The sequence below is a fragment of the Nocardiopsis sp. KDC1DS13DA1 genome, assembly GCF_055632325.1.
This window is the reverse complement of sequence record NZ_JBVMUY010000015.1, coordinates 1-23,457: the sequence shown is the minus strand read 5'-3', so window position 1 is coordinate 23,457 and position 23,457 is coordinate 1. Positions and strand designations below refer to the sequence as shown.

At 73.2% G+C, this 23,457-nt stretch carries 21 protein-coding genes; 12 read left to right on the top strand and 9 right to left on the bottom strand.

The window, feature by feature from the left end:
• Positions 1 to 12 precede the first annotated feature (12 nt).
• From ACTVAJ_RS10480 to ACTVAJ_RS10470, 3 genes are all read right to left on the bottom strand, one after another.
• Positions 13 to 1,623: an MFS transporter gene (locus ACTVAJ_RS10480; protein ID WP_470387911.1), complete on the bottom strand. Its 1,611-nt coding sequence runs from the start codon at positions 1,621 to 1,623 to the stop codon at positions 13 to 15.
• Between the two features lie 99 nt (positions 1,624 to 1,722).
• Positions 1,723 to 4,449, bottom strand: coding sequence for an ABC transporter permease (locus tag ACTVAJ_RS10475; protein ID WP_470387910.1), 2,727 nt, complete (start codon positions 4,447 to 4,449; stop codon positions 1,723 to 1,725).
• A gap of 4 nt (positions 4,450 to 4,453) precedes the next feature.
• Positions 4,454 to 5,218 (bottom strand): ABC transporter ATP-binding protein, encoded by a 765-nt coding sequence (locus tag ACTVAJ_RS10470; protein ID WP_470387909.1) that lies wholly within the window; start codon positions 5,216 to 5,218, stop codon positions 4,454 to 4,456.
• Between the two features lie 356 nt (positions 5,219 to 5,574).
• Here ACTVAJ_RS10470 and ACTVAJ_RS10465 point away from each other — a divergent pair, with 356 nt between their 5' ends.
• The 6 genes from ACTVAJ_RS10465 to ACTVAJ_RS10440 all read left to right on the top strand — a co-directional run bounded on the left by ACTVAJ_RS10465 (position 5,575) and on the right by ACTVAJ_RS10440 (position 11,032).
• Positions 5,575 to 6,828 (top strand): sensor histidine kinase, encoded by a 1,254-nt coding sequence (locus ACTVAJ_RS10465; protein WP_470387908.1) that lies wholly within the window; start codon positions 5,575 to 5,577, stop codon positions 6,826 to 6,828.
• A complete protein-coding gene (locus ACTVAJ_RS10460) occupies positions 6,825 to 7,484 on the top strand; it encodes a response regulator (protein ID WP_470387907.1) in 660 nt (219 codons plus the stop codon). Before ACTVAJ_RS10465 ends, ACTVAJ_RS10460 begins: the two co-directional genes overlap by 4 nt.
• A 142-nt stretch (positions 7,485 to 7,626) precedes the next feature.
• A complete protein-coding gene (fabG, locus tag ACTVAJ_RS10455; protein WP_470387906.1) occupies positions 7,627 to 8,331 on the top strand; it encodes a 3-oxoacyl-ACP reductase FabG in 705 nt (234 codons plus the stop codon).
• A 114-nt stretch (positions 8,332 to 8,445) separates the two neighbouring features.
• The gene (gene fabI / locus ACTVAJ_RS10450; RefSeq protein ID WP_470387905.1) at positions 8,446 to 9,210 is read left to right on the top strand and encodes an enoyl-ACP reductase FabI; all 765 of its coding nucleotides are present in this window, start codon (positions 8,446 to 8,448) and stop codon (positions 9,208 to 9,210) included.
• Positions 9,211 to 9,323: 113 nt separating this feature from the next.
• Positions 9,324 to 10,148, top strand: a complete 825-nt coding sequence (locus ACTVAJ_RS10445) for a class I SAM-dependent methyltransferase (RefSeq protein ID WP_470387904.1) — start codon at positions 9,324 to 9,326, stop codon at positions 10,146 to 10,148.
• A gap of 122 nt (positions 10,149 to 10,270) precedes the next feature.
• On the top strand, positions 10,271 to 11,032 hold the full coding sequence (locus tag ACTVAJ_RS10440; RefSeq protein ID WP_470387903.1) for an SDR family NAD(P)-dependent oxidoreductase: 762 nt from the start codon (positions 10,271 to 10,273) through the stop codon (positions 11,030 to 11,032).
• 6 nt (positions 11,033 to 11,038) lie between these two features.
• Here ACTVAJ_RS10440 and ACTVAJ_RS10435 read toward each other — a convergent pair whose 3' ends face one another.
• A complete protein-coding gene (locus ACTVAJ_RS10435) occupies positions 11,039 to 12,484 on the bottom strand; it encodes a serine hydrolase domain-containing protein (RefSeq protein WP_470387902.1) in 1,446 nt (481 codons plus the stop codon).
• A gap of 63 nt (positions 12,485 to 12,547) precedes the next feature.
• Between ACTVAJ_RS10435 and ACTVAJ_RS10430 the strand changes: the two genes are divergently transcribed.
• Positions 12,548 to 13,174, top strand: a complete 627-nt coding sequence (locus ACTVAJ_RS10430) for a TetR/AcrR family transcriptional regulator (RefSeq protein ID WP_470387901.1) — start codon at positions 12,548 to 12,550, stop codon at positions 13,172 to 13,174.
• Between the two features lie 87 nt (positions 13,175 to 13,261).
• On the opposite strand, the gene ACTVAJ_RS10425 is transcribed toward ACTVAJ_RS10430, so the two are convergent.
• Together ACTVAJ_RS10425 and ACTVAJ_RS10420 are read right to left on the bottom strand one after the other, a co-directional pair.
• Positions 13,262 to 14,998 carry a helix-hairpin-helix domain-containing protein gene (locus tag ACTVAJ_RS10425; protein WP_470387900.1) on the bottom strand — a complete coding sequence of 579 codons (1,737 nt, stop codon included), beginning with the start codon at positions 14,996 to 14,998 and terminating at the stop codon, positions 13,262 to 13,264.
• Positions 14,999 to 15,091: 93 nt separating this feature from the next.
• A complete protein-coding gene (locus ACTVAJ_RS10420; RefSeq protein WP_470387899.1) occupies positions 15,092 to 16,045 on the bottom strand; it encodes an aldo/keto reductase in 954 nt (317 codons plus the stop codon).
• Positions 16,046 to 16,127: 82 nt separating this feature from the next.
• Between ACTVAJ_RS10420 and ACTVAJ_RS10415 the strand changes: the two genes are divergently transcribed.
• Complete coding sequence (locus ACTVAJ_RS10415) at positions 16,128 to 16,898, top strand: MSMEG_4193 family putative phosphomutase (RefSeq protein ID WP_470387898.1); 771 nt, start codon at positions 16,128 to 16,130, stop codon at positions 16,896 to 16,898.
• A 25-nt stretch (positions 16,899 to 16,923) separates the two neighbouring features.
• Here ACTVAJ_RS10415 and ACTVAJ_RS10410 read toward each other — a convergent pair whose 3' ends face one another.
• Positions 16,924 to 17,313 (bottom strand): SgcJ/EcaC family oxidoreductase, encoded by a 390-nt coding sequence (locus tag ACTVAJ_RS10410; RefSeq protein ID WP_470387897.1) that lies wholly within the window; start codon positions 17,311 to 17,313, stop codon positions 16,924 to 16,926.
• A 134-nt stretch (positions 17,314 to 17,447) separates the two neighbouring features.
• Here ACTVAJ_RS10410 and ACTVAJ_RS10405 point away from each other — a divergent pair, with 134 nt between their 5' ends.
• The 3 genes from ACTVAJ_RS10405 to ACTVAJ_RS10395 all read left to right on the top strand — a co-directional run bounded on the left by ACTVAJ_RS10405 (position 17,448) and on the right by ACTVAJ_RS10395 (position 19,772).
• Entirely contained in the window at positions 17,448 to 18,029 is a 582-nt protein-coding gene (locus ACTVAJ_RS10405; protein WP_470387896.1) for a DUF3090 domain-containing protein, read from the top strand.
• A 61-nt stretch (positions 18,030 to 18,090) separates the two neighbouring features.
• Entirely contained in the window at positions 18,091 to 18,843 is a 753-nt protein-coding gene (locus ACTVAJ_RS10400; protein WP_470387895.1) for an SCO1664 family protein, read from the top strand.
• A gap of 119 nt (positions 18,844 to 18,962) precedes the next feature.
• Positions 18,963 to 19,772 (top strand): HAD-IIA family hydrolase, encoded by an 810-nt coding sequence (locus tag ACTVAJ_RS10395; protein WP_470387894.1) that lies wholly within the window; start codon positions 18,963 to 18,965, stop codon positions 19,770 to 19,772.
• 97 nt (positions 19,773 to 19,869) lie between these two features.
• Here ACTVAJ_RS10395 and ACTVAJ_RS10390 read toward each other — a convergent pair whose 3' ends face one another.
• Positions 19,870 to 20,244, bottom strand: coding sequence for an RNA polymerase-binding protein RbpA (locus ACTVAJ_RS10390; protein WP_017601845.1), 375 nt, complete (start codon positions 20,242 to 20,244; stop codon positions 19,870 to 19,872).
• Between the two features lie 188 nt (positions 20,245 to 20,432).
• Positions 20,433 to 21,803 carry a nucleobase:cation symporter-2 family protein gene (locus ACTVAJ_RS10385; RefSeq protein ID WP_470387893.1) on the bottom strand — a complete coding sequence of 457 codons (1,371 nt, stop codon included), beginning with the start codon at positions 21,801 to 21,803 and terminating at the stop codon, positions 20,433 to 20,435.
• A 361-nt stretch (positions 21,804 to 22,164) separates the two neighbouring features.
• On the opposite strand from ACTVAJ_RS10385, the gene ACTVAJ_RS10380 reads away from it, so the two are divergent.
• Positions 22,165 to 23,121, top strand: coding sequence for a hypothetical protein (locus tag ACTVAJ_RS10380; protein WP_470387892.1), 957 nt, complete (start codon positions 22,165 to 22,167; stop codon positions 23,119 to 23,121).
• Positions 23,122 to 23,457: the final 336 nt, after the last annotated feature.

Below are 23,457 nucleotides of genomic sequence, written 5' to 3'. Positions count from 1 at the left end.
GAGTACGCCGGATCAGTCCGCGCCCCCGCGGCCCACGTCGTGCGCCCCGCCCGCGCTCGAACCCGGACACGCGCGTACCGGCGGCCCCGACACACCGCAGAACCGCGCCGGGCGCCCCCTCCCGACGGGACGCACCTCGGGAGCCTCCGCCGGTGCGGCCCCCTCCTCCCTCCCGGCGGGCGCCTCCGCCGGTCCCGGCATCCGCCCGCGCGGCAGGGCCGCGGCGCACAGGGCGGCCAGGACGCACGCTCCGGCCAGCACCAGCATCGCCGGGCCGAACCCCTGGGCGATCGCCTCCGTCCCCGCCCCCGGACCCGCGGCCTCCCCGCCCGCCCCGCTGATCCCGACCACCGCCGGAACCGCGGCCACCCCGATCAGCTGCGCGCCCCGGGCGAAGGTGTTGTTCACCCCCGAGGCCAGCCCCGCGTGCCGCTCGGGCGCCGACGCCAACACGGTCGCGGTCAGCGGCGCCACCGCCGCCGACAGCCCCAGCGCGATCAGCAGGACCCCCGGCAGCACCCCGGTCAGGTAGGGGTCGCCGCTGTCCAGCCGGGACAGCAGCACGAACCCCGCCGCCAACAGCAGCGGGCCGACGACCAGCTGCGGACGCGGACCGAGCCTCGCCGCCAGCCGTCCGGAGCGCGCGGACAGCGCCAGCATGAGCGCGGTGATCGGCAGCGAGGCCGAACCGGCGGCGATCGGAGAGTAGCCGCCCACCTCCTGGAGGTAGATCACCAGCAGGAAGAAGAGCGGTCCGAGCGAGCCGTAGATGAGGACGGTGGCCACGTTGGTCACCGAGAACGCGGGGGAGGAGAAGATCCCGAGCGGCAGCATCGGCTCGGTGCCCGACCGCTCCACCAGGACGAACGCGACCAGGGCCGCGGCCCCGGCCACCGCCGCGACCCACACGGCGGGCGTTGCCCCCACCGCGCCCCACTGGATGAGCGCGTACGTGGTCCCGCCCAGAGCCACGATGCCCAGGAGCGCGCCCGGAAGGTCCAGCCGCCGGCCGGCCGACTCGTCCCGGGACTCGGGCACCTTCCACCAGGAGATCGCGAGCACCACCGCGGCCAGCGGCAGGTTGATCAGGAAGATCAGCCGCCAGTCGCCGACCTGGACCAGCCAGCCGCCCACGAACGGGCCCACCGCCGCGGCCACACCGGTCAGTCCCGACCACGCGCCGATCGCCCGCGCCCGGTCCTCCTCCCGGAAGCCCGCCTGGAGGATCGCCAGGCTGCCGGGTGTCAGCAGCGCCCCGCCGACCCCCTGCACGACCCGGCCCGCCACGAGCCACCCCAGCGTCGGCGCGAACGTGCACAGCGCCGAGGCCAGCGCGAACACCGCCACGCCCGCAGTGAACAGCCGCACCCGGCCGAACCGGTCGGCCAGGGAACCGCTGAGCAGGATGAGCGCGGACAGCGTCACCATGTATCCGTTGACGATCCACTGCAAACCGGACAGGCCGGTGTCGAGGTCGTCCTGGATGGCGGGCAGGGCCACCGTCACCACCGTGGAGTCCAGGAAGGCCGTCCCCGAACCGAGCACCGTGGCCGTCAGCGTCCAGCGCGCGGTGGGCGTTCCCCACGCCACCGCGCCCGCCGCAACCGGGATCGAAGCACGCACAGCACACCTCCGACCCACAACAGTACGGCGCGGTCCCCCACCGCGGTGGGGGACCGCGCCGCGTGTCACGGGCCCGTCAGGGCCGGAGCGCCGGGGACGTCACTCGCTGGCCAGGGCCCCGGTGATCGAGGTGCCCGCCGCCCGGCGGCCCGGCAGGACCGAGGCGAGCAGCCCGGCCGCGACGGCGACCCCGATGAACACCGCGATCTGTCCGGCCGGCAGGTCGAAGACCATGCCCGGCAGCACCGAGGCGGCGGCCGCCCAGCCGAACACCACACCCAGCACGATGCCGATCCCCGCGCCGATCAGGCACAGCAGTACGGCCTCCACGCTGAGCATCCGCCGCAGCTGGCCCCGGGCCAGCCCCAGCGCCCGCAGCATCGCGGACTCGCGGGTGCGCTCCAGCACCGACAGCGCCATCGTGTTGGAGATGCCGAACACCGCGATGATGATCGCCAGGCCCAGCATCGCCGCGATCGTGTAGAAGGCGATGTCCATCATGTCCGAGAACTGGTCCTTGATCTCGGCCACGGACATGACCTGGAGCGTGGGGTGGTCGTCGACCGAGGCGTAGACCGCCTCGCGCAGCTCGGCGGGGTCGGCGTCCGGTTCCCCGCGGATGAGCAGGGCCTGGTCCTCGGTCAACTCCGGGAAGAGGGCGGTCAGGTCCTCCTCGTGGAGGACGGCGCCCCCGGTGCCCGTGGCGTCCACCACGATCGCCGCGACCTCCAGGTCGACCTCGGCGCCCTCGTTGACCAGTGTGAGGGAGTCGCCCAGGTCCGTGCCCTCGGCGGAGCCCTCCGGCAGGGCGATGCTGCCGGGACCGACGTCGGACAGGTCGCCCTCGACGGTCTCCATGGTCAGGTCGGTGCCGTACTCCGCACCGGGGTAGGCGACGACGTCCATGTACCGGCCGTCCCCGGTCTCCAGGTAGCCGTTGCGCTGGCCGAAGACCCCGGCGATGGTCGGCTCGTCCTCCAGGTCGCGGCGGACCTCCTCGGGGATCGTCCCGAGCCCGGACGCGTCGGTGTCGGCGGCCATGTCGGTTCCGTCCGCGGCGTCCGCCTCCGGAGCGCCGTCCGCGCCCTCGGCGGGCGCGACGTTCGGCTCCGCGCCCGGCACCCCGGCTTCCTGGGTGGTCTGCGTGCCCTCGGCGGCGCCGTCCCCGCCCGCCGGCTCCTCACCGGCACCGTCCCCGGCGCCCGCCGGCTCCTCCATGGAGAACTGCGGGTTGATCTGGTAGTCGATCGGGAACTGCTCGTCCAGCATCCGGGTCAGGGTCGACTCGGTGGACGCGCTGACGACGGAGTAGCCGGTGATGAGCGTGGCTCCCACGGTCAGGGCGATCATCGCCGTCGCGGCGCGGCGCGGGCTGCGGACGGAGTTGTCCACGGCCAGCATGCTCGCCACGCCGATCTTGCGCAGGGGCAGGCCGACCACGCGGACGATCCCGCGTACCAGCAGCGGTCCCAGGACCACGACGCCGACGAAGGCGACCAGGGCGGCACCCGTCACGATGACCGGCCCGGTCATGCCCATGTCCGACATCTGGGTCAGCGCGATCAGTGCGCCGGAGACCGCGAAGGTCACCAGGCCGAACACGACGCGGATCCAGCCGGTGCCCTTCTCGATCCCGGCGGCGGTGGCGCTGGTGCGCAGGGCCGTCAGCGGCGCCACACGGGTGGCGCGCAGCGCGGGGACCATCGCGGAGACGACGGTCACGACCGTGCCGACACCGAGTCCGGTCAGGATCGCGGTCGGGGTGATGACCACGGGGATGCCGCCGTCTGCGCCCATCGCCGGGGCGGCGACCGCCGCGCCGCCGATGCCGATGCCCACACCCGCCAGAACACCGAGGGCGGAGGCGACCAGGCCCACGACCACGGACTCCAGCAGCACCGACCGGAAGACCTGGCCGCGCTTGGCGCCCACGCACCGCAGCAGGGCCAGTTCGCGCTGGCGCTGGGCGATGAGGATGGCGAAGGTGTTGTAGATGACGATTCCGGCGACGAACATCGCGATGAACGCGAAGAGCAGCAGCGCGGTGCGGAAGATCTCGGTCTCGGCGCCGGCGCCCTCGGCCATCTCCAGGCCGTACTCCTCGCCGGTCATGACCTCGGCGGAGGAACCGAGCACTCCGGCGATCGCGTCGGTGGCCTGCGTGTCGGTGTAGCCCTCGGCGGCGACCGCGTCGATCTCGACGTAGTCCGTCACGCCGGTCATCTCCTCCACCGTCCCGGGTGCGAGGACCACGGCGCCGGAGAAGCTGTAGGCCGGGTCGACACCGAAGTTGACCAGGCCGGTGACCTCGAACTCGCGCCTGTCCTGCGCGGGGTCGAGCACGGTCACGGTGTCGCCGACGGTGAAGCCCGTCTGCTCGGCGGTGGAGGTGGACAGGGCGATCTCGTCACCGTCCGAGGGCAGTTCGCCCTCGGTCGCGTCGAAGCGGTTGACGCCCTCGACGGAGACCGCGGCGGGCGGCATGAAGCCGAAGGCGCGGCCCTCGGCGTCCAGCAGGACGGCCTGTCCCCGCACCATGCCGTCGGCCCCGGCGACCTCGGGCAGGGCGCGGACCTGCTCCAGCTGGTCCGCGGTCAGCAGACCGGGGTCGGGGGCCTGGTCGGTCACCTCGTCCGGGACCGCCGGTGTGGCGATGGCGTCGACGGTGGTGGCGGAGCCCATCACGGACTCCTCGTAGTTGGCGTTCAGGGTGTCGGCGAACACCATGGTTCCGGAGACGAACATGACGCCGAGCAGGATCGCCAGGACCGTCGTCACGTAGCGGGACTTGTGCAGCCGCAGTCCCGCGAGTGTGGTGCGCAGCATGGGGTCAGGCCTCCAGCTTCAGCAGCCGGGCGGAGACCAGCTCGGGGTTGGGGTCGGTGACCTCGTCGACCAGTGCGCCGTCGCGCAGGAAGACGACGCGGTCGGCGTAGGAGGCGGCCACGGGGTCGTGGGTGACCATGACGATGGTCTGGTCCAGGTCCCTGGCCGAGTCGCGCAGGAACGCCAGGACCTCCGCGCCCGAACGCGAGTCCAGGTTTCCGGTGGGCTCGTCGGCGTAGACCACCTCGGGCGCGTTGAGCAGGGCGCGGGCCACGGCCACGCGCTGCTGCTGGCCGCCGGAGAGTTTGGTGGGCAGGTGGTCGAGGCGGTCGCGCAGGCCGACCACGTCGATGATGTGGTCGAACCGCTGCTGGTCGACCCCGCGCTTGGCGATCTGCGACGGCAGCAGGATGTTCTGCTCGGCGGTCAGCATCGGCAGCAGGTTGAACGACTGGAAGATGAACCCGATCCGGTCGCGGCGCAGCAGGGTCAGCTCGCCGTCGCGCAGACCGGTGATCTGGGTCCGGCCCAGGTGCACGGTGCCGGACGTGGGCACGTCCAGGCCCGCCAGGCAGTGCATCAGGGTGGACTTGCCCGAGCCGGAGGGGCCCATGATCGCGGTGAACGCGCCCCGGTGGAAGTCCACGTCCACCCCGGCGAGGGCGTGGACCTGGCTGCCCCCGGTGTCGTAGGTCTTGGTGAGCCCCCGGGCGACCACCACCGGCGGGGCGGTGGCCGGGGGAACGGGCTGGACTGAGGACGCGGTCACGGCAGACAACTCCAGTGGTGACGGTACGGACACGTGTCACCGGGCGGCTCGGAGGCCGCCTCCGGTCCCGCCCGGTGTGGTGACCACGCTAGGTCCGCCGCGGGGCCCGGATCCTCCCCCCACAGGCCGATTCGCACCCCGGCCAAAGGGACGGGGCGGACACGGATCCACGACTCCAACGTCGGGGGCCGGTACCGACTTTCGTTGGGGGTCGCCACGGCGGCGGTGGCCGGTCTGGGCCCGCGGGACCGGTCGCCACCAGGGAGAACGCGGTCGGTATCGACGATCGGCCGTCGGACGCACCGCCCGTCGGCGAACGGCGTGGCCGGACGGTGCCCGAACGTAGAATCCGGCGCATGAGGGAGCAGAGCACGAGGGTAGCCGCTGGACCGGAGGGCTGGTGGCGGCGGGGGGAGCAGTGGTGGTGGGACCGCCGTCTGCGCTTCGCCGACTGGTTCTACGCCGTCGGGTCGTTCCCGATGGTCGCCTTCGTCCAGATCATGCCGGACATCGGGCTGTTGCGGGGAGTGTTCACCCCGCTCCTCCAGCGGACCGACGACCCGCTCGCGCTCACGTTCCTGGGCGTGGCCCTCTACCTGCTCCCGGCCGGGCTGGTCTCCCTGGCCGTCCTGTTCCGGCGCTCCCGCCCGCACTGGCTGCTGGCCCTGGCGTTCGCGCTCCTGCTGCTCTTCGGCAACATGCTCCCGGCCGGGTTCGCCCTCTACTCCTACGCGGTGCACTTCGACGACCGCCGGCTCCTGGCCGGATGGTTCGCGCTGATGGCCCTGGCGATGTACGTCGGTCTGGACCTGAACACGCTCGCGTACATCTTCAACACCGGCCTGTTCCTCGTCATCCCCACCACCCTCGGCCTGTGGGTGGGGACCCGGCGCCAGCTCATCGACCGCCTCCAGGAACGGGCCGAGCGCCTCGAACGCGAACAGCACCTCATGGCCGAGCACGCCATCACCGCCGAACGCACCCGGATCGCCCGGGAGATGCACGACGTCGTGGCGCACCGGGTGAGCCTCATGGTCCTGCACGCCGGCGGCCTGGAGGTCTCCGCCGAGGACCCGCGCACGGCCGAGGCCGCCGGGCTGATCCGTACGACCGGCCGCGAGGCCCTCGCCGAGCTGAGGGGCATCCTCGGGGTCCTGCGCGACGAGGACGGGGAGAAGGCGCCCACCGCCCCCCAACCGGCCCTGGCCGACCTGGACCGGCTGGTGGGGGAGTGGCGGGACGCGGGCATGGCGGTGGACCGGGTGGGGGCCGAGCCGCTCGGCGACCTGCCCCCGACGGTCCAGCGCACCGCCTACCGGGTGGTACAGGAGGGGCTGACCAACGCCGCCAAGCACGCGCCGGGCGCCCGGGTGCGCCTGGAGCTGCGCCGGAGGGGTGACGTTGTGGAGGTGGAGGTGGCCAACGGACCCGCGACCGTCGCCGCCCCGCCCCCGCCGAGCAGCGGGTACGGTCTTGCGGGTATCCGTGAGCGCGTCGTCCTGGCGGGTGGCTCACTCACGGCGGGCCCCCGGTTCGACGGGGGATGGCGACTGAGCGTCGTCCTTCCGTTGGGCGGGGGACACGACGCGGAGGGGAGTGATCGACGGTGATCCGTACCGTCCTCGTCGACGACGAGAACCTGGTCCGGTCCGGGCTGCGGATGATCCTGGAGTCGGCGCCCGACATCGAGGTGGTCGGGGAGGGCGGGGACGGCGACGAGGCGGTCCGGCTGGCCCGTGAACTGTCGCCCGACGTGGTCCTGCTCGACATCCGCATGCCCGGTACCGACGGGCTCACCGCCGCCGCGCGCCTGACCGCGCTGCCCGACGCTCCGCGGGTGGTCCTGCTGACCACCTTCGACCTGGACGAGTACGTGCACCGGGCGCTGCGCACCGGCGCCGTGGGGTTCCTGCTCAAGGACACCCCGCCGCGCGACCTCATCGGCGCCGTGCGCACGGTGCACGAGGGGAACGCCATGCTCGCGCCGAGCGTGACCAAGCGCATGCTCGAACGCTTCGCCGAACCCGGGTCCTCCGGAACCTCCACCGGACGGGCGGAGGCCGAGCGGCGGCTGTCGGTGCTCAGCGGGCGGGAGCGGGCGGTGCTGGTCGCCGTCGCCAAGGGCATGTCCAACGCCGAGGCCGGCCGTAGCCTGGGGATGCGGGAGGCGACGGTCAAGGCGCACGTCAGCCGTATCCTGGCCAAACTGGGGATGTCCAACCGGGTGCAGGCGGCCATCCTCGCCCACGACGCCGGGTGGGCGTGAGGTCCGCGTCGGGGTTGCGTGGGCATCCGCCCACCTCGGTTGCTGTTACCGCCAGGTAGCTCGGTACCCTGCAAGGCGATCCCACCCCCGGAACATCCACGTCGTGGCTGGTGACGCCAGCCGCAGGAGAAGAGGTGCCCCTATGTCGCGATCGGTTCTGGTCACCGGCGGCAACCGCGGAATCGGCCTGGCCATCGCCCGTGAGCTCGCCGCCGGAGGCGACGACGTCGCCGTGACCCACCGTTCCGGTGAGCCGCCGGAGGGCCTGCTCGGAGTGCGCTGCGACATCACCGACTCCGCCCAGGTGGACGCCGCGTTCAAGGAGGTCGAGGAGGCGCAGGGCCCCGTCGAGGTGCTCGTCGCCAACGCCGGGATCACCAAGGACCAGCTCCTCGCCCTCATGAGCGAGGACGACTTCTCCTCGGTCCTGGACACCAACCTCACCGGTGCGTTCCGCGTCGCCAAACGCGCCGTGCGCGGCATGATGCGCAAGCGCGGGGGCCGCATCATCCTCATCTCGTCCGTCGTGGGCCTGCTCGGCTCGGGCGGGCAGGCCAACTACGCGGCCTCCAAGGCCGGTCTGGTCGGCTTCGGCCGCTCCCTCGCCCGCGAGCTCGGCTCCCGCAACATCACGGTCAACGTCGTGGCCCCCGGTTTCATCGAGACCGACATGACCGCCCAGCTGGGCGAGGACCGCCAGGCCGAGATCAGGAAGAACATCCCGCTCGGGCGCATCGGCGCCACCGAGGACATCGCCAAGACGGTGGGCTTCCTCGCCGGGCCCGGGGCCGCCTACATCACCGGCGCCGTCATCCCCGTGGACGGCGGCATGGGCATGGGCCACTAGCCCGCGCCCACTCGGACCTTCGCCGCGGTCCGCCCGGCGCCCGAACCCCTCCATCCGTACAGCCACCGGACCACCCCGCCGGTCCAGACCAGAATCAGGACGGACAACCCGACCATGGGACTTCTCGAAGGTAAGCGCATCCTCGTCACCGGGGTGCTCACCGACTCCTCCATCGCCTTCCACGTGGCCCGCCTGGCCCAGGAGCAGGGCGCCACCGTCGTGCTCACCGGTTACGGCCGGATGAGCCTGGTGGAGCGCGTCGCCAAGCGGCTGCCCGAGACACCGCCGGTCCTGGAGCTCGACGTCACCGACGACGAGCAGCTCGGTACGCTGGCGACCCGCGTCGGCGAGCACGTCGACGGCATCGACGGCATCGTGCACTCCATCGGCTTCACCCCCCAGGACGCCCTGGGCGGCAACTTCCTCAACACGCAGTGGTCGGACGTGGCCACCGCCATGCACACCTCGACCTTCTCCCTGAAGTCGCTCACCACGGCGCTCATGCCGATGATGAAGAACGGCGGCTCGGTGGTGGCGCTGGACTTCGACAACAGCGTGTCCTACCCCATCTACGACTGGATGGGAGTGGCCAAGTCCGCGCTCACCTCCACCGCGCGCTACCTCGCCCGCTACGTCGGCGACCAGGACATCCGCGTCAACCTGGTCTCGGCGGGGCCGCTGAGCACCATGGCCGCGCGCAGCATCCCGGGCTTCTCCGACCTGGCCAAGCACTGGCCCGAGCGCGCCCCGCTGGGCTGGGACGTGACCGACCCGGAGCCCGCGGCCAAGGCCGTCGTGGCGCTGCTGTCGGACTGGTTCCCGGCGACCACCGGTGAGATCGTGCACGTGGACGGCGGCTTCCACTCCACGGGCGCCTGATCCGTCCGGTCGGGGGCACCCCGAGGCGTGTCCCCGACCGGAAAACGCGTTGACGCGCGTGTTCCCCGGCTGGTCTGATCACGTGACCACAGGACGAGGACAGTGGGGGAACTGTGGAGTTCACCGTCGAGGAGCCCGCCCGTGACGCCGACGAGGTGCGCCGTCGGCACGAGGCGAACCGGATCGCCTGGGACGAGGCGGCCCTGCACTACACGAGGGAGCTGGCCGCCGACATCGAGCGGCTGCGCGCGGGGGAGTCGTCGGTGCACCCGGTCGAGCGGCCGGCCCTGGGCGACCTGGCCCCCTGGTGCGAGCGGGCCGTCCACCTGCAGTGCGCGTCCGGGCAGGACACCCTGTCGCTGCTCCTGGAGGGCGCCCGCGAGGTCGTCGGGGTCGACATCTGCGCCCGGCACGTCGACAACGCCCGTGCCAAGGCGCGCGCCCTCGCCCTACCCGCCACCTTCCACCGCTGCGACCTGTTCGACACGCCGTCCGACCTGGACGGCACCGCCGACCTGGTCTACACCGGCCAGGGTGCGCTCTGCTGGATCCACGACATCCGCGCCTGGGCCGGGGTGGTCGCCCGCCTGCTGCGCCCCGGCGGTCGGGTGCTCGTCTTCGACACCCATCCGGCCACGTGGCTGTGGGACCCCGAGGCGACCACCCCCGTCTGGTCGGGCCTGGACTACTTCACGCACGCGGAGCGCAACACCGGCTGGACGGCCGAGTACATCGGCGACGTGGTCGAGGAGCCCTCGGTCAAGCACGAGCGGCTGTGGACGATCGCCGACGTCGTCCAGGCGCTCATCGACACGGGCCTGGTCCTCACCCGCCTGGAGGAGCGCCCGGACGAGTTCTGGAACGCCTTCCCGGGGCTCGACGACGAGGTGAAGCGCGCACTGCCGATGACGTTCCTGATCACCGCCGAACGCCGTTGACCCGGGCCCGGCGGACCGCGCCGCCGGGCCGTGTCCGGCACGCCGGACACCGCCTCCGCCCGCGCCGGTGTAACCTGCCGGACGCAGGCAGGGCGGTGAAGGGGCCGCCGGGAGGGGGACGCATGGATCTGCACCTGACGGACGCACGGGTCGTCATCACGGGGGCCAGCCGGGGGATCGGCCGGGCCATCGCCGACGTGTTCGCCGACGAGGGGGCCGACCTCGCGGTCTGCGCACGGGGCGCCGAGCCGCTGGAGGAGGCCGCCGAGGAGCTGCGCCTGACCGGCGCGACCGTGTTCGCCCGCTCCCTGGACGTGGCCGACGCGCCCGCGCTGGACTCCTTCATCGACGACGCCGCCGAGATCATGGGCGGGATCGACGTCCTGGTCTCCAACGTCTCCGCCGGCAGCAGCCGCACCTCCGACCAGTGGGAGCGCAACTTCGGCGCCGACGTCCTGCCGTTCGTGCGCATGGCCGAACGCGTCTACCCCTATCTGCGCGAGTCCGAGCGCGGCGGTTCGGTGGTGCTCATCTCCACGACCTCCGCCCTGCACACCACGCGTCCGGCCGGACCCGCCGCCTACGGCGCCCTCAAGGCCGCGCTCAACCACCACGCCGCCTCCCTCGCCCGGTCGTGGGCGCCCGAGGGCGTCCGCGTCAACACGGTCTCGCCCGGCCCGATCGAGTTCCCCGGCGGCGGCTGGGACCGGCGCCGCGAGAACGACCCCGAGTTCTACGCGACCGTCCGCGGCCGCATCCCCTACGGCCGGCTCGGCCGCCCCGAGGAGGTCGCCCGGGCCGCCGCCTTCCTGGCCAGTCCCGCCGCCAGCTTCGTCACCGGCAACAACCTCGTGGTGGACGGCGGATTCCTCGACCGGGTCTGACCGCCCTCACCCGCGCCGGGCGTCCTCGGGGACGGGAGCCCCGTGCGCCGCGGCCCGGTTCCGGAGCACCGCCGCCGCTCTCAGCACCAGAGTGATCCCGCCGAGCGCGCCCGCCGCCAGGGTCGCCAGCCCGACCTCGGGCAGCCACAGCAGGACCAAGCGCGTGCCGTACGCGGCGACCAGCCACACGGCCGCCGCGACGGCCGCCGCCCCGGCCCCGCCCCAGGCCAGGGCAGCGGTGACACCGCCCCGGCGCCGCCACACGGCCAGCGCGGCCAGCACCGCACCCACCGCCATGGCCAGCGCGAACGCCGTGGAACCCCACACCATCGCCCGGTCGGCCGCGCTCGGCCCGGGGTCCCGCGGCTGGTCGCCGCCCGCCACCAGGTGGGCCAGGCCGAAGGCCACCGCCTGGATCTGCCCGTCGCGCATCAGGTCGTAGGTGTTCTGGAGGACCACCACCGCCCGGCCGTGCTCGGGCAGGACCACCACCATCGCCGCGTGTCCCGGGGTCGCGCCGCCGTGGAAGACGATCGGCTCGTCCGGATCCGACAGCCGGGTGTCGCGCCACCCCAGCCCGTACTCCTGCCGCGAACCGGGCACGGGCACGACCCCCGTGTGCGCCTCCGCCAGCGTCTGCGCGTCGAGCACCGCGGGGTCGTCCGCGAGCTGCGCCCGGGCGAACGCCGCCAGCGCGCCCAGGTCCCCGCCCAGGTATCCGTAGGCCACCCCGGCGTCGTCCACGCCGTCCGCGTCGGCCAGCGGCACCCCCCACGGTGAGCGGTACCCCGGGGCCAGCCCCGCCACCGCGGCCTCCTCGGCACTGGTGAACGCGCCGTCCATCCCGGCCGGGTCCAGCACGGCCTCGCGCAGGTAGGCGCCGAAGTCCCGGCCGGTCACGCGTTCGATGACCGCGCCCAGGACCAGGTAGTTGGCGCTGCTGTACTCGTGCGTGCCGGGGTCGCCCACCTCGGAGGCCGCGATCCGCTCCACGCGCGGTCCGAACGCCGCCGACTCCGCGCCGTACACGTCGGCGGTCTCGACCGTGGCCGCCTCGGTGATCCCCGAGCTGTGCGTCATCAGGTCGCGCACGGTCGGGTCGGCGCCGAAGCCGGTGAACTCGGGCAGGTACTCCGTCACTGGCGCGTCCAGGTCGAGACGTCCCTCCTCGGCGAGGACCAGCGCGGCCGTCGCGGTCACCGGTTTGGCCACCGACCCCCACAGGAACGGGGTCCGCTCGGTGACGGGTGCGCCGTTCCCGTCCACCCCGAAGGCGCCCCGCTCCTCGACCCCCTCGGGCCCCACCACCGCGTAGGCGAGACCGGGGGTCCCGGTGGCCGCCATGCGGGCGCGGACGTAGGAGGCCGTGTCCTGCGTCGCGGCGGACACCGGAGGCGGGGCGGGTGACATCAGGGCCAGGGCGAGGGACACGGCTGCGGCACGTCGGTACACGGGGTCTCCTTCGGATAACCATACGGGCATACGATTATTACCATACGCTGATACGGTTATGTCGTGCCAAGAACAGCGGACCACGCCCTCAGGCGTGCACAGATCACCCGGGCCGTGCGCGAGATGATCGCCGAGACCGGCCTGGACACCGTCACCGTGTCCCGCACGGCCGCGCGCGCGGGGATGTCGGTCGGGCTCGTGCAGCACTACTTCCGCACCAAGGACGACATGCTGCTGCACGCGTTCCAGGAGGTCAGCACGGAGGTCGCCGACCGGGTCGCCGCGATCGTCCGCGCCGCGCCCGCCCATCGGCGCACCATCGCCGACGTCCTGCTGGACGCCCTCTCCGAGCACCTGCCGATCGACGAACCCCGCCGCGCCGAGTTCCGGGTCGTGCGCGCCTTCGCGGGGCGCGCCCTGGACAGCCCCGCGCTGGCCGAGGTGGACGCGCGCACCGCCGAGGCCACGCACGCGGAGATCACCCGGGCGGTGCGCAACGGCACCGAGTGCGGGGAGGTCGAACCGGACGCGGACGCCGTCACCGCCGCCACGCGCATCGTCTCGGTGGCCGAGGGCCTGGCCACCCGCGTGTACCGGGACGGAGCGGGCGCCGCCGACCACGTCCGCACGGCCCTGCGCGCGGAGCTCGCCACCGTGTTCACCGGACACTGCCGCCAGTACGACAGGTGAGCACCGGCCCGGTTCCTCGCCCGAGCCGCCCCAGGACAGGGGGCCGACACCCCGGTCCTCTCCCGGTAGGGGAGCCGGCCCTTCCCGTCAGGCCTCCCGCAGCACCCGCACCAGCCGCGTCGTCCGTTCCGCGCCCGCGTTCTCCCGCACCCCCGACTCCAGGCCGCCGCCCGTGGCGTCCACCAGCGACACGTGCCGCACGGCCCGGGTCAGCGCCGTGTACACCTGCGGGCGCGACACCGGCACCTTTGGCGGGAACACCGCCACCACGGCGGGCCACCGGCTCCCGTGCGCCGCGGCCACCGTCACCGCCCATCCCGGCCGCAGCGCCGCCGGGTCGGCCACCGACACCCGGCGGCCGTCGGCCAGCTCGACCACCGCCGCCTCACCCACCTCGCGCAGGTAGCCCGTGTCACCCGGCCCGTACCCGGGGCCCCCGGCCACCAGCAGTACCCGGTCGCCCGCGTCGAACCCCCCGTGCGTCCCCGGACCCGGGTTCAGCCGTTCCTTGCACGCGGCGTTGAGCGCGCCCGCACCCGCCGGCCCGTCCTCGCGCGCCGCCACCACCTGCACGTCCTCCGGGGCGATGCCGAGCGCGCGCGGGATCGAGTCGGTGAGCAGCTGCACCACCCGGTGCGCGGCCTCCTCCGCGGACGCGGCCGGTACCCGGACCACCTCGCGCTCCGGCGCCGCCACCTCGGGCACCCCTCCGTCGGCCACCGCCTGGCCCAGCTCGGCGATCGGACCGGGCTCGCCCGGATCGGCCACCTCGGCCACGTGCGCGGTCCGGGAGGCGGCCACGTCCACCACCACCCGGCCCGGGGTCGCGGACGGCGCCTGGCCCGGGTCGGCGGCCAGGACCAGGTGGGCGCCGTCGGCGCAGGACGAGGCCAGCTCGGCCGCCCGGGCCACCCCCACCGACATCGCCTCGCACAGCACCACCAACCCGGCCTCCAGCGGTGCGCCCGCCAGCAGCTCGGGCAGGGACACCGCGCGCGGTCCGGGTTCGTCCCCGTGCCAGCACCGCGCCAGCTCCGCGTTGACCGCGGCCGCGGCCTGCGCGGTCGGCACGGCCACCGCGATCCCCACCTGGCTGTCCGTCGCGACCGCGTGCAGGCAGATCAGGGCGCGGGCCAGTTCGGCCGCGTCGCCCGGGCCGTGCCGCAGCACCGTGACCGGGCGCAGCGCCACCGTGACCAGTGCCTCGCGGGTGCGGTCGGACAGTGCGAACTCGTGCCGCTCGGCCGCCGCGGCCACGGTCTCGGCGGCGGTCAGCGCGTCCATGATCGGGTCGTTGCCGCTGATCAGCCGTGCCAGCTGCGCACCGAGCCGCTGTTCGGCGTGGCCGACGTCGGGCAGGGCGTGGAAGCGCTCGGCGTCCGGAAGGTCCGGGACCCCGCCCTCGGCGAAGTCGAAGTCGTCATCGGTGTCGTCGGTGCTCTCGAACACCACCGAGACGCCGTCCGCCACGGCCGCCTCCAGGGCCGCCGCGGGGTCGGCCACCCCCATCCCGCCGACGGCGTTCGCCAGCCTGCGCTCCTCGACCGCCGTGTGACCGCGCCGTGCCGCCTGCCGCAACACGTGCTCCGTCAACGCGCTCAGCCGTCGGGGGTCGTCCGGCCGGGCACCGTCGCCCAGGTGCCGCCGCGCGCAGAAGTCGGCCTGCTCGACGCTCACCCCGGGCAGCCGCAGCAGCAGCCACGGGTTGGCCTCCAACTCGGCGGCGGCTCCCTGACCCAGCCTCGCGGCCAGACGCGGCGCCAGGGCGCTCGGCGCCCCCATCCGGTCGAGGACGGCACTGACCTGTTCCACAGCCTCGGACACCTCGGATGGTTCCCCTCGTCACGCTCTCCACAGACCATGGGAGCCTACCGAGAAGTGGCGACCGTCCGCTCCGGGACCGACGCGGTCGGTACGTCAGCGCTCGTGCCCGGCGGTGGCGTCGTCCAACGCGTCCCGGATCTCCGGCGGCAGTTCCACACCCTCCACCCGCAGGACCCCCTCCAACTGGGGGAGCGTGCGCGGACCGACCACCGCCGACGCCACCCCCGCCTGGTCGCGGGCCCAGCTCAGCGCGACCGCCAGCGGCGGTACGCCCAGCCCCTCGGCCGCCGTGCACACCGACTCGACCACGCGCCGGCTGTGCCCGTCCAGGTAGGGCTCGACGTAGGGGGCCATGTGCGGGAAAGACGCCCGCGAGTCCGGCGGCACCCCGTTGCGGTACTTGGCGCTGAGCACCCCCCGGCCCAGCGGCGACCACGCGATCAGGTGGGCGCCCGCGGCCTCCGCCGCCGGGCGCAGCGCCCGGTCCGCACTCCGGTTGAGCAGCGAGTACTCCGATCCCGCGCTCACCAGCCACACCCGGCCGGGCTGGGCCCGCTGCCAGGTGGCCAGGGTGGCGAACTGCCAGGCCTCCAGGTCACCCGTGCCCACGTACCGGGCCTTGCCCGCCGCGACCGCGGTCTCCATCGCCGCCAGCGACTCCTCGGGCGGCGTGGCCGGGTCGAACACGTGCAGCTGCCACAGGTCGACGTAGTCGGTCTGGAGTCGTCGCAGCGACGCGTCCAGGGAGGCGAGCAGGTGCCGACGCGAGGCGTCCACCCGGCGGTACCCCTCCGGAGTGTGCCCCGTCTTGGTGGCCACCACCACGTCCTCACGGCGCACCGCGGCGCTCAGCAGCCGCCCCAGGATGCGTTCGCTCTGCCCGCCCGTGTAGATGTCAGCGGTGTCCACGAGCGTGCCGCCCGCGTCGACGAACGCGGTGAGCTGCTGTCCGGCCTCCTCCTCGGAGGTGTCCTTGCCCCAGGTCATCGTGCCCAGGGCGGTGCGTGACACCCACAGGCCTGATCGGCCTACCTGTCGCTGTTCCATGCGGCGGAGAGTACCGTGTCCTCCCGGACGGGGGCCGAGGTGTTCACCGGCCGGGAGCCCCGCCGTGGCTAAGGTGGGGGGCATGGCGACACCCGAAGCAGACCAGGACGCCCGTCCCCCCGTACCCGAGGCGGTCACCCTCCTCCTCGTCCGCCACGGCATGACCGACGCCACCGGCCCCCGCCTGGCGGGCCGCGCCGAGGGGGTGCACCTCAACGGGACCGGCCGCGCGCAGGCCACCCGCCTGGCCCACCGGCTCACGGAGTTGCGGCCCGCCGCGCTGGTGTCCAGCCCTCTCGAACGCTGCCGTGAGACGGCCGAGGCCGTCGGCGAGCACCTGGGTATCGCGGTCACGCCGGACGAGCGCCTCATCGAGTGCGACTACGGAGCCTGGACCGGCCGGGGGCTGGAGGAACTCGGTCACGAACCGCTGTGGCGGGTCGTCCAGGACCACCCCAGTGCGGCGCGGTTCCCCGGCGGTGAGGCGCTCGCGGCGGCCTCCGCGCGCGCCGTCGAGGCGGTCCGGGACTGGAACACGCGCCTGCTCCAGGCCCCGGCCGACCCCGGAACCGGCCCGACGCCGCCCGTGTACGTCGTGTGCAGCCACGGTGACATCATCAAGGCGATCGTCGCCGACGCCCTCGGCCTGCACCTGGACCTCTTCCAGCGCCTGCGCGTCGACCCCTGTTCGGTCACCTCGATCACCTACACCCGCACGCGCCCCTTCCTCAACACGCTCAACGACACCGGGGAGGGACTGGCGGGCAGCCTGCCGACCCGGGCCGAGTCGCGGGGCGACGCGGCCGTCGGCGGCGGTGCCGGGGGTCGGACGGAGGAGGGCGGCACCCCCTGAGCGGCGGGCTCGGGAGTGGCGCGCCTCAGGCCGCCACGACCGTGTTCTGGCCCACGACGATCTCCCACCCCTGGGCCCCGCGGGCGAAGACGTACACCGCGCTGGCGTGCGGTGCGTCGGTCGGCGTGCCGTCGGCGTCGACGGGGGACTGGGCGACGTGCACGGCGACCACGTCCGGGCGGACCTCCAGGACGTCGACGACCCGGTAACGGGCGTAGGCGTCGGCCAGTTGCGCCATGACCTCCTCGCCCAACGCGACGACGGCCGCGCGGCCGCGCATCCGCTTTCCGGCCACGTTGGTCCACAGCGAGTCGGCGGCGAAGTGCCCGCCGAGGGCGACCGGGTCGTGGGCGTTGAAGGCGTCCTCGAAGCTCTGGACGAGGGCGTGGAACTCGGAGTGGCGCGTGCTGGCCATGGTGACTCCCGTGGGTCGTGAACCGTGTGGAGCCGGTGCGCTCCGGCAGCAAGGCAACAACATCAAGTCCACTTGAGGTCAACAACCGGGGACGGTTGAGCGCCGTGCGGCCCGCATCCCTTAGGGTTCATGGCATGCCCGTCTTTCAGTTCAATCCGCCGGAGCGGTTCATCGCCGGAACCGTGGGCCAGCCGGGAGACCGCACCTTCTTCCTCCAGGCCGTGGGAGAGGGGCGCATCACCAGCGTCGTTCTGGAGAAGGCGCAGGTCGAGGCGTTGGCGACCCGTATCGAGGAACTACTGGAAGAGGTGCACCGCCGCTTCGGGACGCCGCCGGGCGACGACACCCCTCCGGAGGACGACGGTCCCCTCCAGCAGCCCATCGAGCAGGACTTCCGCGTGGGCACCCTCGCCCTGGCCTGGGACGCCGAGGCTGCCCGCGTCATCGTGGAGGCCCAGGAGGTCGACGAGTCCGCGGGTGAGGAGGTGGTCGAGGACGACGACGAGGAACTGGAGGTCTTCGCGGAGGAGGCTCCCGCGCACCGCGACGTCCTGCGCGTCTACCTGACGCCCGGTGAGGCCCGCGCGTTCGCCGGACGCGCCATGAAGGTCGTGGCCGCCGGACGCCCCGACTGCCCGTTGTGCGGCCGCCCGCTGGACCCCGGCGGCCACATCTGCGTCCGCCAGAACGGGTACCGGCCGGACCGCCTCGTGTGACGCCGGTACCGATGGCCACCGGACACCGGCTTCCCGGCGCGATTCCCTGGTGGGGGAGCGCATGAACGAGACCACCGACGCCTTCGACGGCCTCGACGCCGCGTCGGGCCTGGACCTGCTCCGGTCCGGGGAGATCACCGTCGAGGGGCGACTGACCTCGGCCTCCAACGCCACCCTGTACTGCACCGTCTCCGACGGCACCCGGTCGGCCGCCTGCGTGTACAAGCCCGTGGCGGGGGAACGGCCCCTGTGGGACTTCCCCGACGGCACCCTGGCGGGGCGCGAGGTGTCGGCCTTCGCCGTCTCCGAGGCGCTCGGCTGGGCGGTCGTGCCGCCCACCGTCCACCGGGACGGGCCGTTCGGGGAGGGCATGGTCCAGCTGTGGGTGCACGGTGACACGACCGTGGACCTGGTCGCGCTGTCCCGCGAGACCGACAACACCGACCTGCGGAACATGGCGGTCTTCGACGCGGTCATCAACAACTCCGACCGCAAGATCGGCCACCTGCTGCCCACCCCCGGCGGCCACCTGTACGGATGCGACCACGGCGTCTCCTTCGCCGAGGACTACAAGCTGCGCACGGTGCTGTGGCAGTGGCGGGGCCAGCCGCTCACCGACGGCGCCCTCGCCGCCCTGGAGGCGGTCCGCGACCAGCTCAAGGACCCCGCGAGCGCGCTGTCCGACGTGTTGGGCGGCCACCTGACCGCACCCGAGGTGTACGCGGTGCGCAGCCGGGTCGAACTGCTCGTCCAGCACCGGATCCACCCCTACCCGGCGCCCGACTGGCCGTCGGTGCCCTGGCCCCCGGTCTGACGGCCTGGTCCCGGGAATCCGCTCCCGTCCGGGTGCGCCCCGGCCCTCGTCCCGTCCGGTGTGAAGCGTGTCCCCTACCGGGGGGTAGGAATGGCGCCGCGCATACCCCAGGCGGCACAATGGGCCCCGTGAGCAACGAAAACGAGTGGAACTACCTCTTCGACATGGACGGCGTGCTCGTCCGTGAGCAGCACCTCGTCCCCGGCGCGGACGCGTTGATCGCCGAGCTGCGGGAGAACGGGATCCCGTTCATGGTGCTGACCAACAACTCCATCTTCACCCCCCGCGACCTGCGTGCTCGTTTGCTCAACACCGGGTTGGACATTCCGGAGGAGTCCATCTGGACCTCGGCCCTGGCCACGGCCCAGTTCCTCCAGACCCAGCGGCCCAACGGGTCCGCGTACGTCGTCGGCGAGTCCGGGCTGACCACGGCGCTGCACAACGCCGGGTACGTGATGACCGAGACCGACCCCGACTACGTCGTGCTCGGCGAGACCCGCACCTACAGCTTCGAGGCGATAACCCGCGCCATCCGCCTGGTGCGCGCCGGTGCGCGGTTCATCGCCACCAACCCGGACGAGACCGGTCCCAGCTCCGAGGGTCCGCTGCCCGCCACGGGCGCGGTCGCGGCGCTGATCGAGAAGGCCACCGGCCGCCGCCCCTACTTCGTGGGCAAGCCCAACCCGCTGATGATGCGCTCGGCGCTGCGCCGGATCGGCGCGCACTCGGAGAACACGGTGATGGTCGGCGACCGCATGGACACCGACGTCCTCAGCGGACTGGAGGCGGGACTCCAGACCGTCCTGGTGCTGTCGGGGATCTCCGGCCGCGACACCGCCGACCAGTTCCCCTACCGGCCGACGCGCGTCATGGAGTCGGTGAAGGAGCTCGTGGGCAACACCCGGGACCCGTTCGGCGACAGGGACTGAGCCCCGGCCCGGAACCGGGCTCCCGGGCCGGGTGGCAGCGGACGCGCGAAGGGGCGGTGGAACCTCCACCGCCCCTTCGCGCGTCCGCTGTCGCGGGTCACCGCTGCTTGGCGAGCTCCTCGACCTTGGCCGCCTCCTCGCGGCGGCGCGCGCGAAGCAGTTCGAGGCGCTCGGCCAGGACCTCTTCCAGGTCCTCCATGCTCCGGCGCTCCAGCAGCATGTCCCAGTGGGTGCGCACCGGCTTGGCGTTCTTGGGCTCCTCGCCGGAACCGTCGCGCCGCAGGGCGCGGTCACCGCAGAAGCGGCACTCCCATTCGGCGGGGATCTCGGCCTCCGTCGCGAAGGTGACCGAGAAGCGGTGGCCCCGGGTGCAGTCGTAGGTGACCTCCTGCCGGGGAGCCAGGTCGGTGTTGCGGTCGTTCTCGTAGCTCGTCGCCCCGAGCCGGGTGCCGCGAAGTGCTCGCTCGGCCATCGTGTGGGTGCCTCCAGGCGCTCGTGCGGTCTCGCGGGGTGTAACGCGTCGGTCCCCGTCAAGATTCCCCACTGACCTGAGGTCGAACCACCTCGGATGGTCCCGCGCCGCGCCCACGCCGCCGAAGACGGCTCCGCGGGGGGCGTGCGGGGTGTCCCACGCGTGTGGGACACCCACGTGTACGGGGGCTACTCGGTGTCCTCGGCGCGTCCGCTCCCCACGGCGCGGCCGAGGATGTTGAAGACGGCGTTGAGTACGAGCGCGGCGATGGCGGCGGCCACGATCCCCGAGTGCAGGATCGTCCCGGCCCAGTCGGGGAAGCCGTCGTAGAAGGCGGGCGCGGCGATCGGGATGATGCCGAAGGCCATCGCCACGGCCACGATGACGAGATTGAGGTTGCCCTCGTACTCGACCTTGGCCAGGGTGCGCACCCCCGCCGCCGCCACCGATCCGAACAGCACCAACCCGGCGCCGCCCAGCACGGGGGAGGGGATCATCGCGACCACGCGGCCGAGGACGGGGAAGAGCCCCAGGGTGATGAGGATGAGGCCGCCGACCGCGACGACGTAGCGGCTGCGAACCCGGGTCAGCGCGATCAGGCCGACGTTCTGGCTGAACGTGCTCCCGGGGAAGGAGTTGAGCAGCGGGCCGATGACCGATGCCAGGGCGTCGACGCGCAGTCCGTCGGCGAGGCGCCGCCCGTCCATGCGCGCCCCGACGATCTCGCCGACGGCGAGGATGTCGGCGATCCCCTCGGTGAGGATGACGAGCATGACCACGCACATGGTGAGGATCGCCGCCACCTGGAACTCCGGGACGCCGAAGTAGAACGGCTGCCCCAGGGAGAAGAACGCGCCCTCACCGGCCGAGGAGACGTCCACCCGGCCGAACGCGGCGGCGATCCCCGTGCCCAGGACCAGGCCGCCCAGGACCGCCATCCGGTTCCACACACCGGGCAGCATCCACGACAGCAGCAGCACGATCACCAGGGTGGTGCCCGCCAGCGCCAGGCCGCCGGTCGTGGGGACGCCGGTCTCGCTGTTTTCCGTGATCCACCCGATCGCCACCGGCAGGAGCGACACACCGATGATCGTGATCACCGACCCCGTGACCACGGGCGGGAAGAAGCGGATCAGCCCGGCCAGGAACGGGACGACCGCGAGGCCGAACACGCCCGCGGCGAGCGAGGCGCCGAACACCGTGGGCAGGCCGCTGTCCTGGCCGATGGCGACCATGGTGCCGACGGGGACGAACGAGGTGCCGATGACGACCGGCAGACGGGCGCCGAACCGCCACACACCGATCGTCTGCACCAGGGTGGCCAGGCCGCTGACCAGCAGCGCGGCGCTGATGAGGATGCCCATCCCCACCGCGTCGAGCCCCACGGCGCCGCCGATGATGATGGGCGGGGTGATCACCCCCGCGTACATGGCGAGGATGTGCTGGAGGCCGTAGGTGACCATCAGTCGTACCGGGGGCCGCTCGTCCTCCGGGTTGACGTTCGCGACCGGGGCCGCCGGTTCGGGTGTCTCGTCCGGGCCGTTCGGGGGAGTGCGCATGCGCGGTACCGCTCTCGTGGACGTCGGGGGGTGGTGGGCGTGGTCCGGGCCGCGTGGGCGCGGTCGTTCGGTCGGGTCGAAGGCAACTACGCGCGTGTTGCGGGCGGGAGCCGCCGGCGTTTCGGCCAGATCAATCCGTCGGATGTATACGTTCAGGCATACAGAGCCCCCCGTCGCCCGTCCACCCCGTGAACGGACGTACTTCCTGTTCGTCACTGATGGTGGAGGGTTGGTTGCGCGTGGTGGGGCGGTGGTGGCCGGGGTTTCCTCGCTCGTGTGCGGAGGAATGAACGTACTGATTTCCGACATAAAGGACATAATTCTCAGAGGTTGACTCCGCGTTCCTCATGGGGGAGGTTCCATGGCCCCGACCCGTCTGCTCGCCGCCGTGGCCCTCGCCGTCCTGACCGGTTGCGGTCCCTTCCACCCGCGGGACGCCGACCCGGGTACGGGAGCCGCCGACCGCGAGGACGCCGCGCCGTCCGCGGACGCCTCCGACCCCGTCCCGCGACGGGATCCGCGACGCGAGCCCGCCGCAGAACCCGGCCCGCCCCCGGCCCCGGCGGGCGAGGGGGGCCAACCGCGGGCGACCGCGCCGCCCTCCGGCCGGGACGGGCCGACCGGCACGGAGGATCCGTACTCCTCCGCCGTCCGTGAGTACGTGGCCGCGCTGGCCGCCTCCTCCGATCCCGACAGGATGCGCGAGGGTCTGGCGGAGGCCGCCGAGGACTCCCCGGCCCGCACCTACCTCCTGCACCACGCGACCGTCGCCAGCGCCTGGGCCGACGGCGGCAACCCCCGGGCCGACGCGGAGGTCGACCGCACCGGCACCGGTTACCGGCTCTGCCGTGACGCCGCCGAGGAGGGGTACTGGGGCAGGGACCGGGACGCCGACCGGCACTGCGTGGAACTGACCGACTTCGCCTACGACGACGGGCGCGTCGCCCGGTTCCGCGTCGACGGTGACGACCCCTCGGCCGCCCTGGTCGAGGGAGGCGGCGCCCGCGTCGGCGCCGGCGGGGTCGAGGCCACCGTCGTGACCGCCTATCGGCCGGTCAACCGGTCGGTCCTGGTCGTCACGCTGGACATCAGCACCGACGACAGCGCCGACCTCGGCCTGCCGAGCGCCAAGTACCGGACGCTCGACGGTGAGCTGCGGAGTGCGGAGCTGACCACCGGCCGGTACGAACTCGACGCGGGGGCGTCGACCAGTGCCGCCCTGTACTTCCCCGACGCCCACCCCGGCGGCAGCGTGGTCGTCACCGGATGCCTGGAGGAGTGCTCCGCCCTCATCAAGCTCGCCCTCCCCGTCTCCTGACCTGCGGAACGGTCGGGAACCGGTCGGCGCCACCGTCAACCCTAAGAGTTCCTTATGGGACGCCTAAGGTCCCATGAAGTCCGATGTGTCGGGCTTTCTCCCTGCTTTACCTTCGTCATCACCGGTCACGTTCGTGACCGTTTTTTACGGGACCGGGGGCCGTGTGTCCCCGTGTCCGACCAGAACCGACGGAGGTGGCGGAGGTGACTCTCATGCAGGGAGCCGTGGCGGCGCGGGTGAACGCGGACACCCGCCCCGGAGGGGAGGAGGGTGCGCCGGAGCTGCCCGTGGATGTGCGTAGGCGGGTGTCCGCCCTGGCCCGCACACCACGCCTCC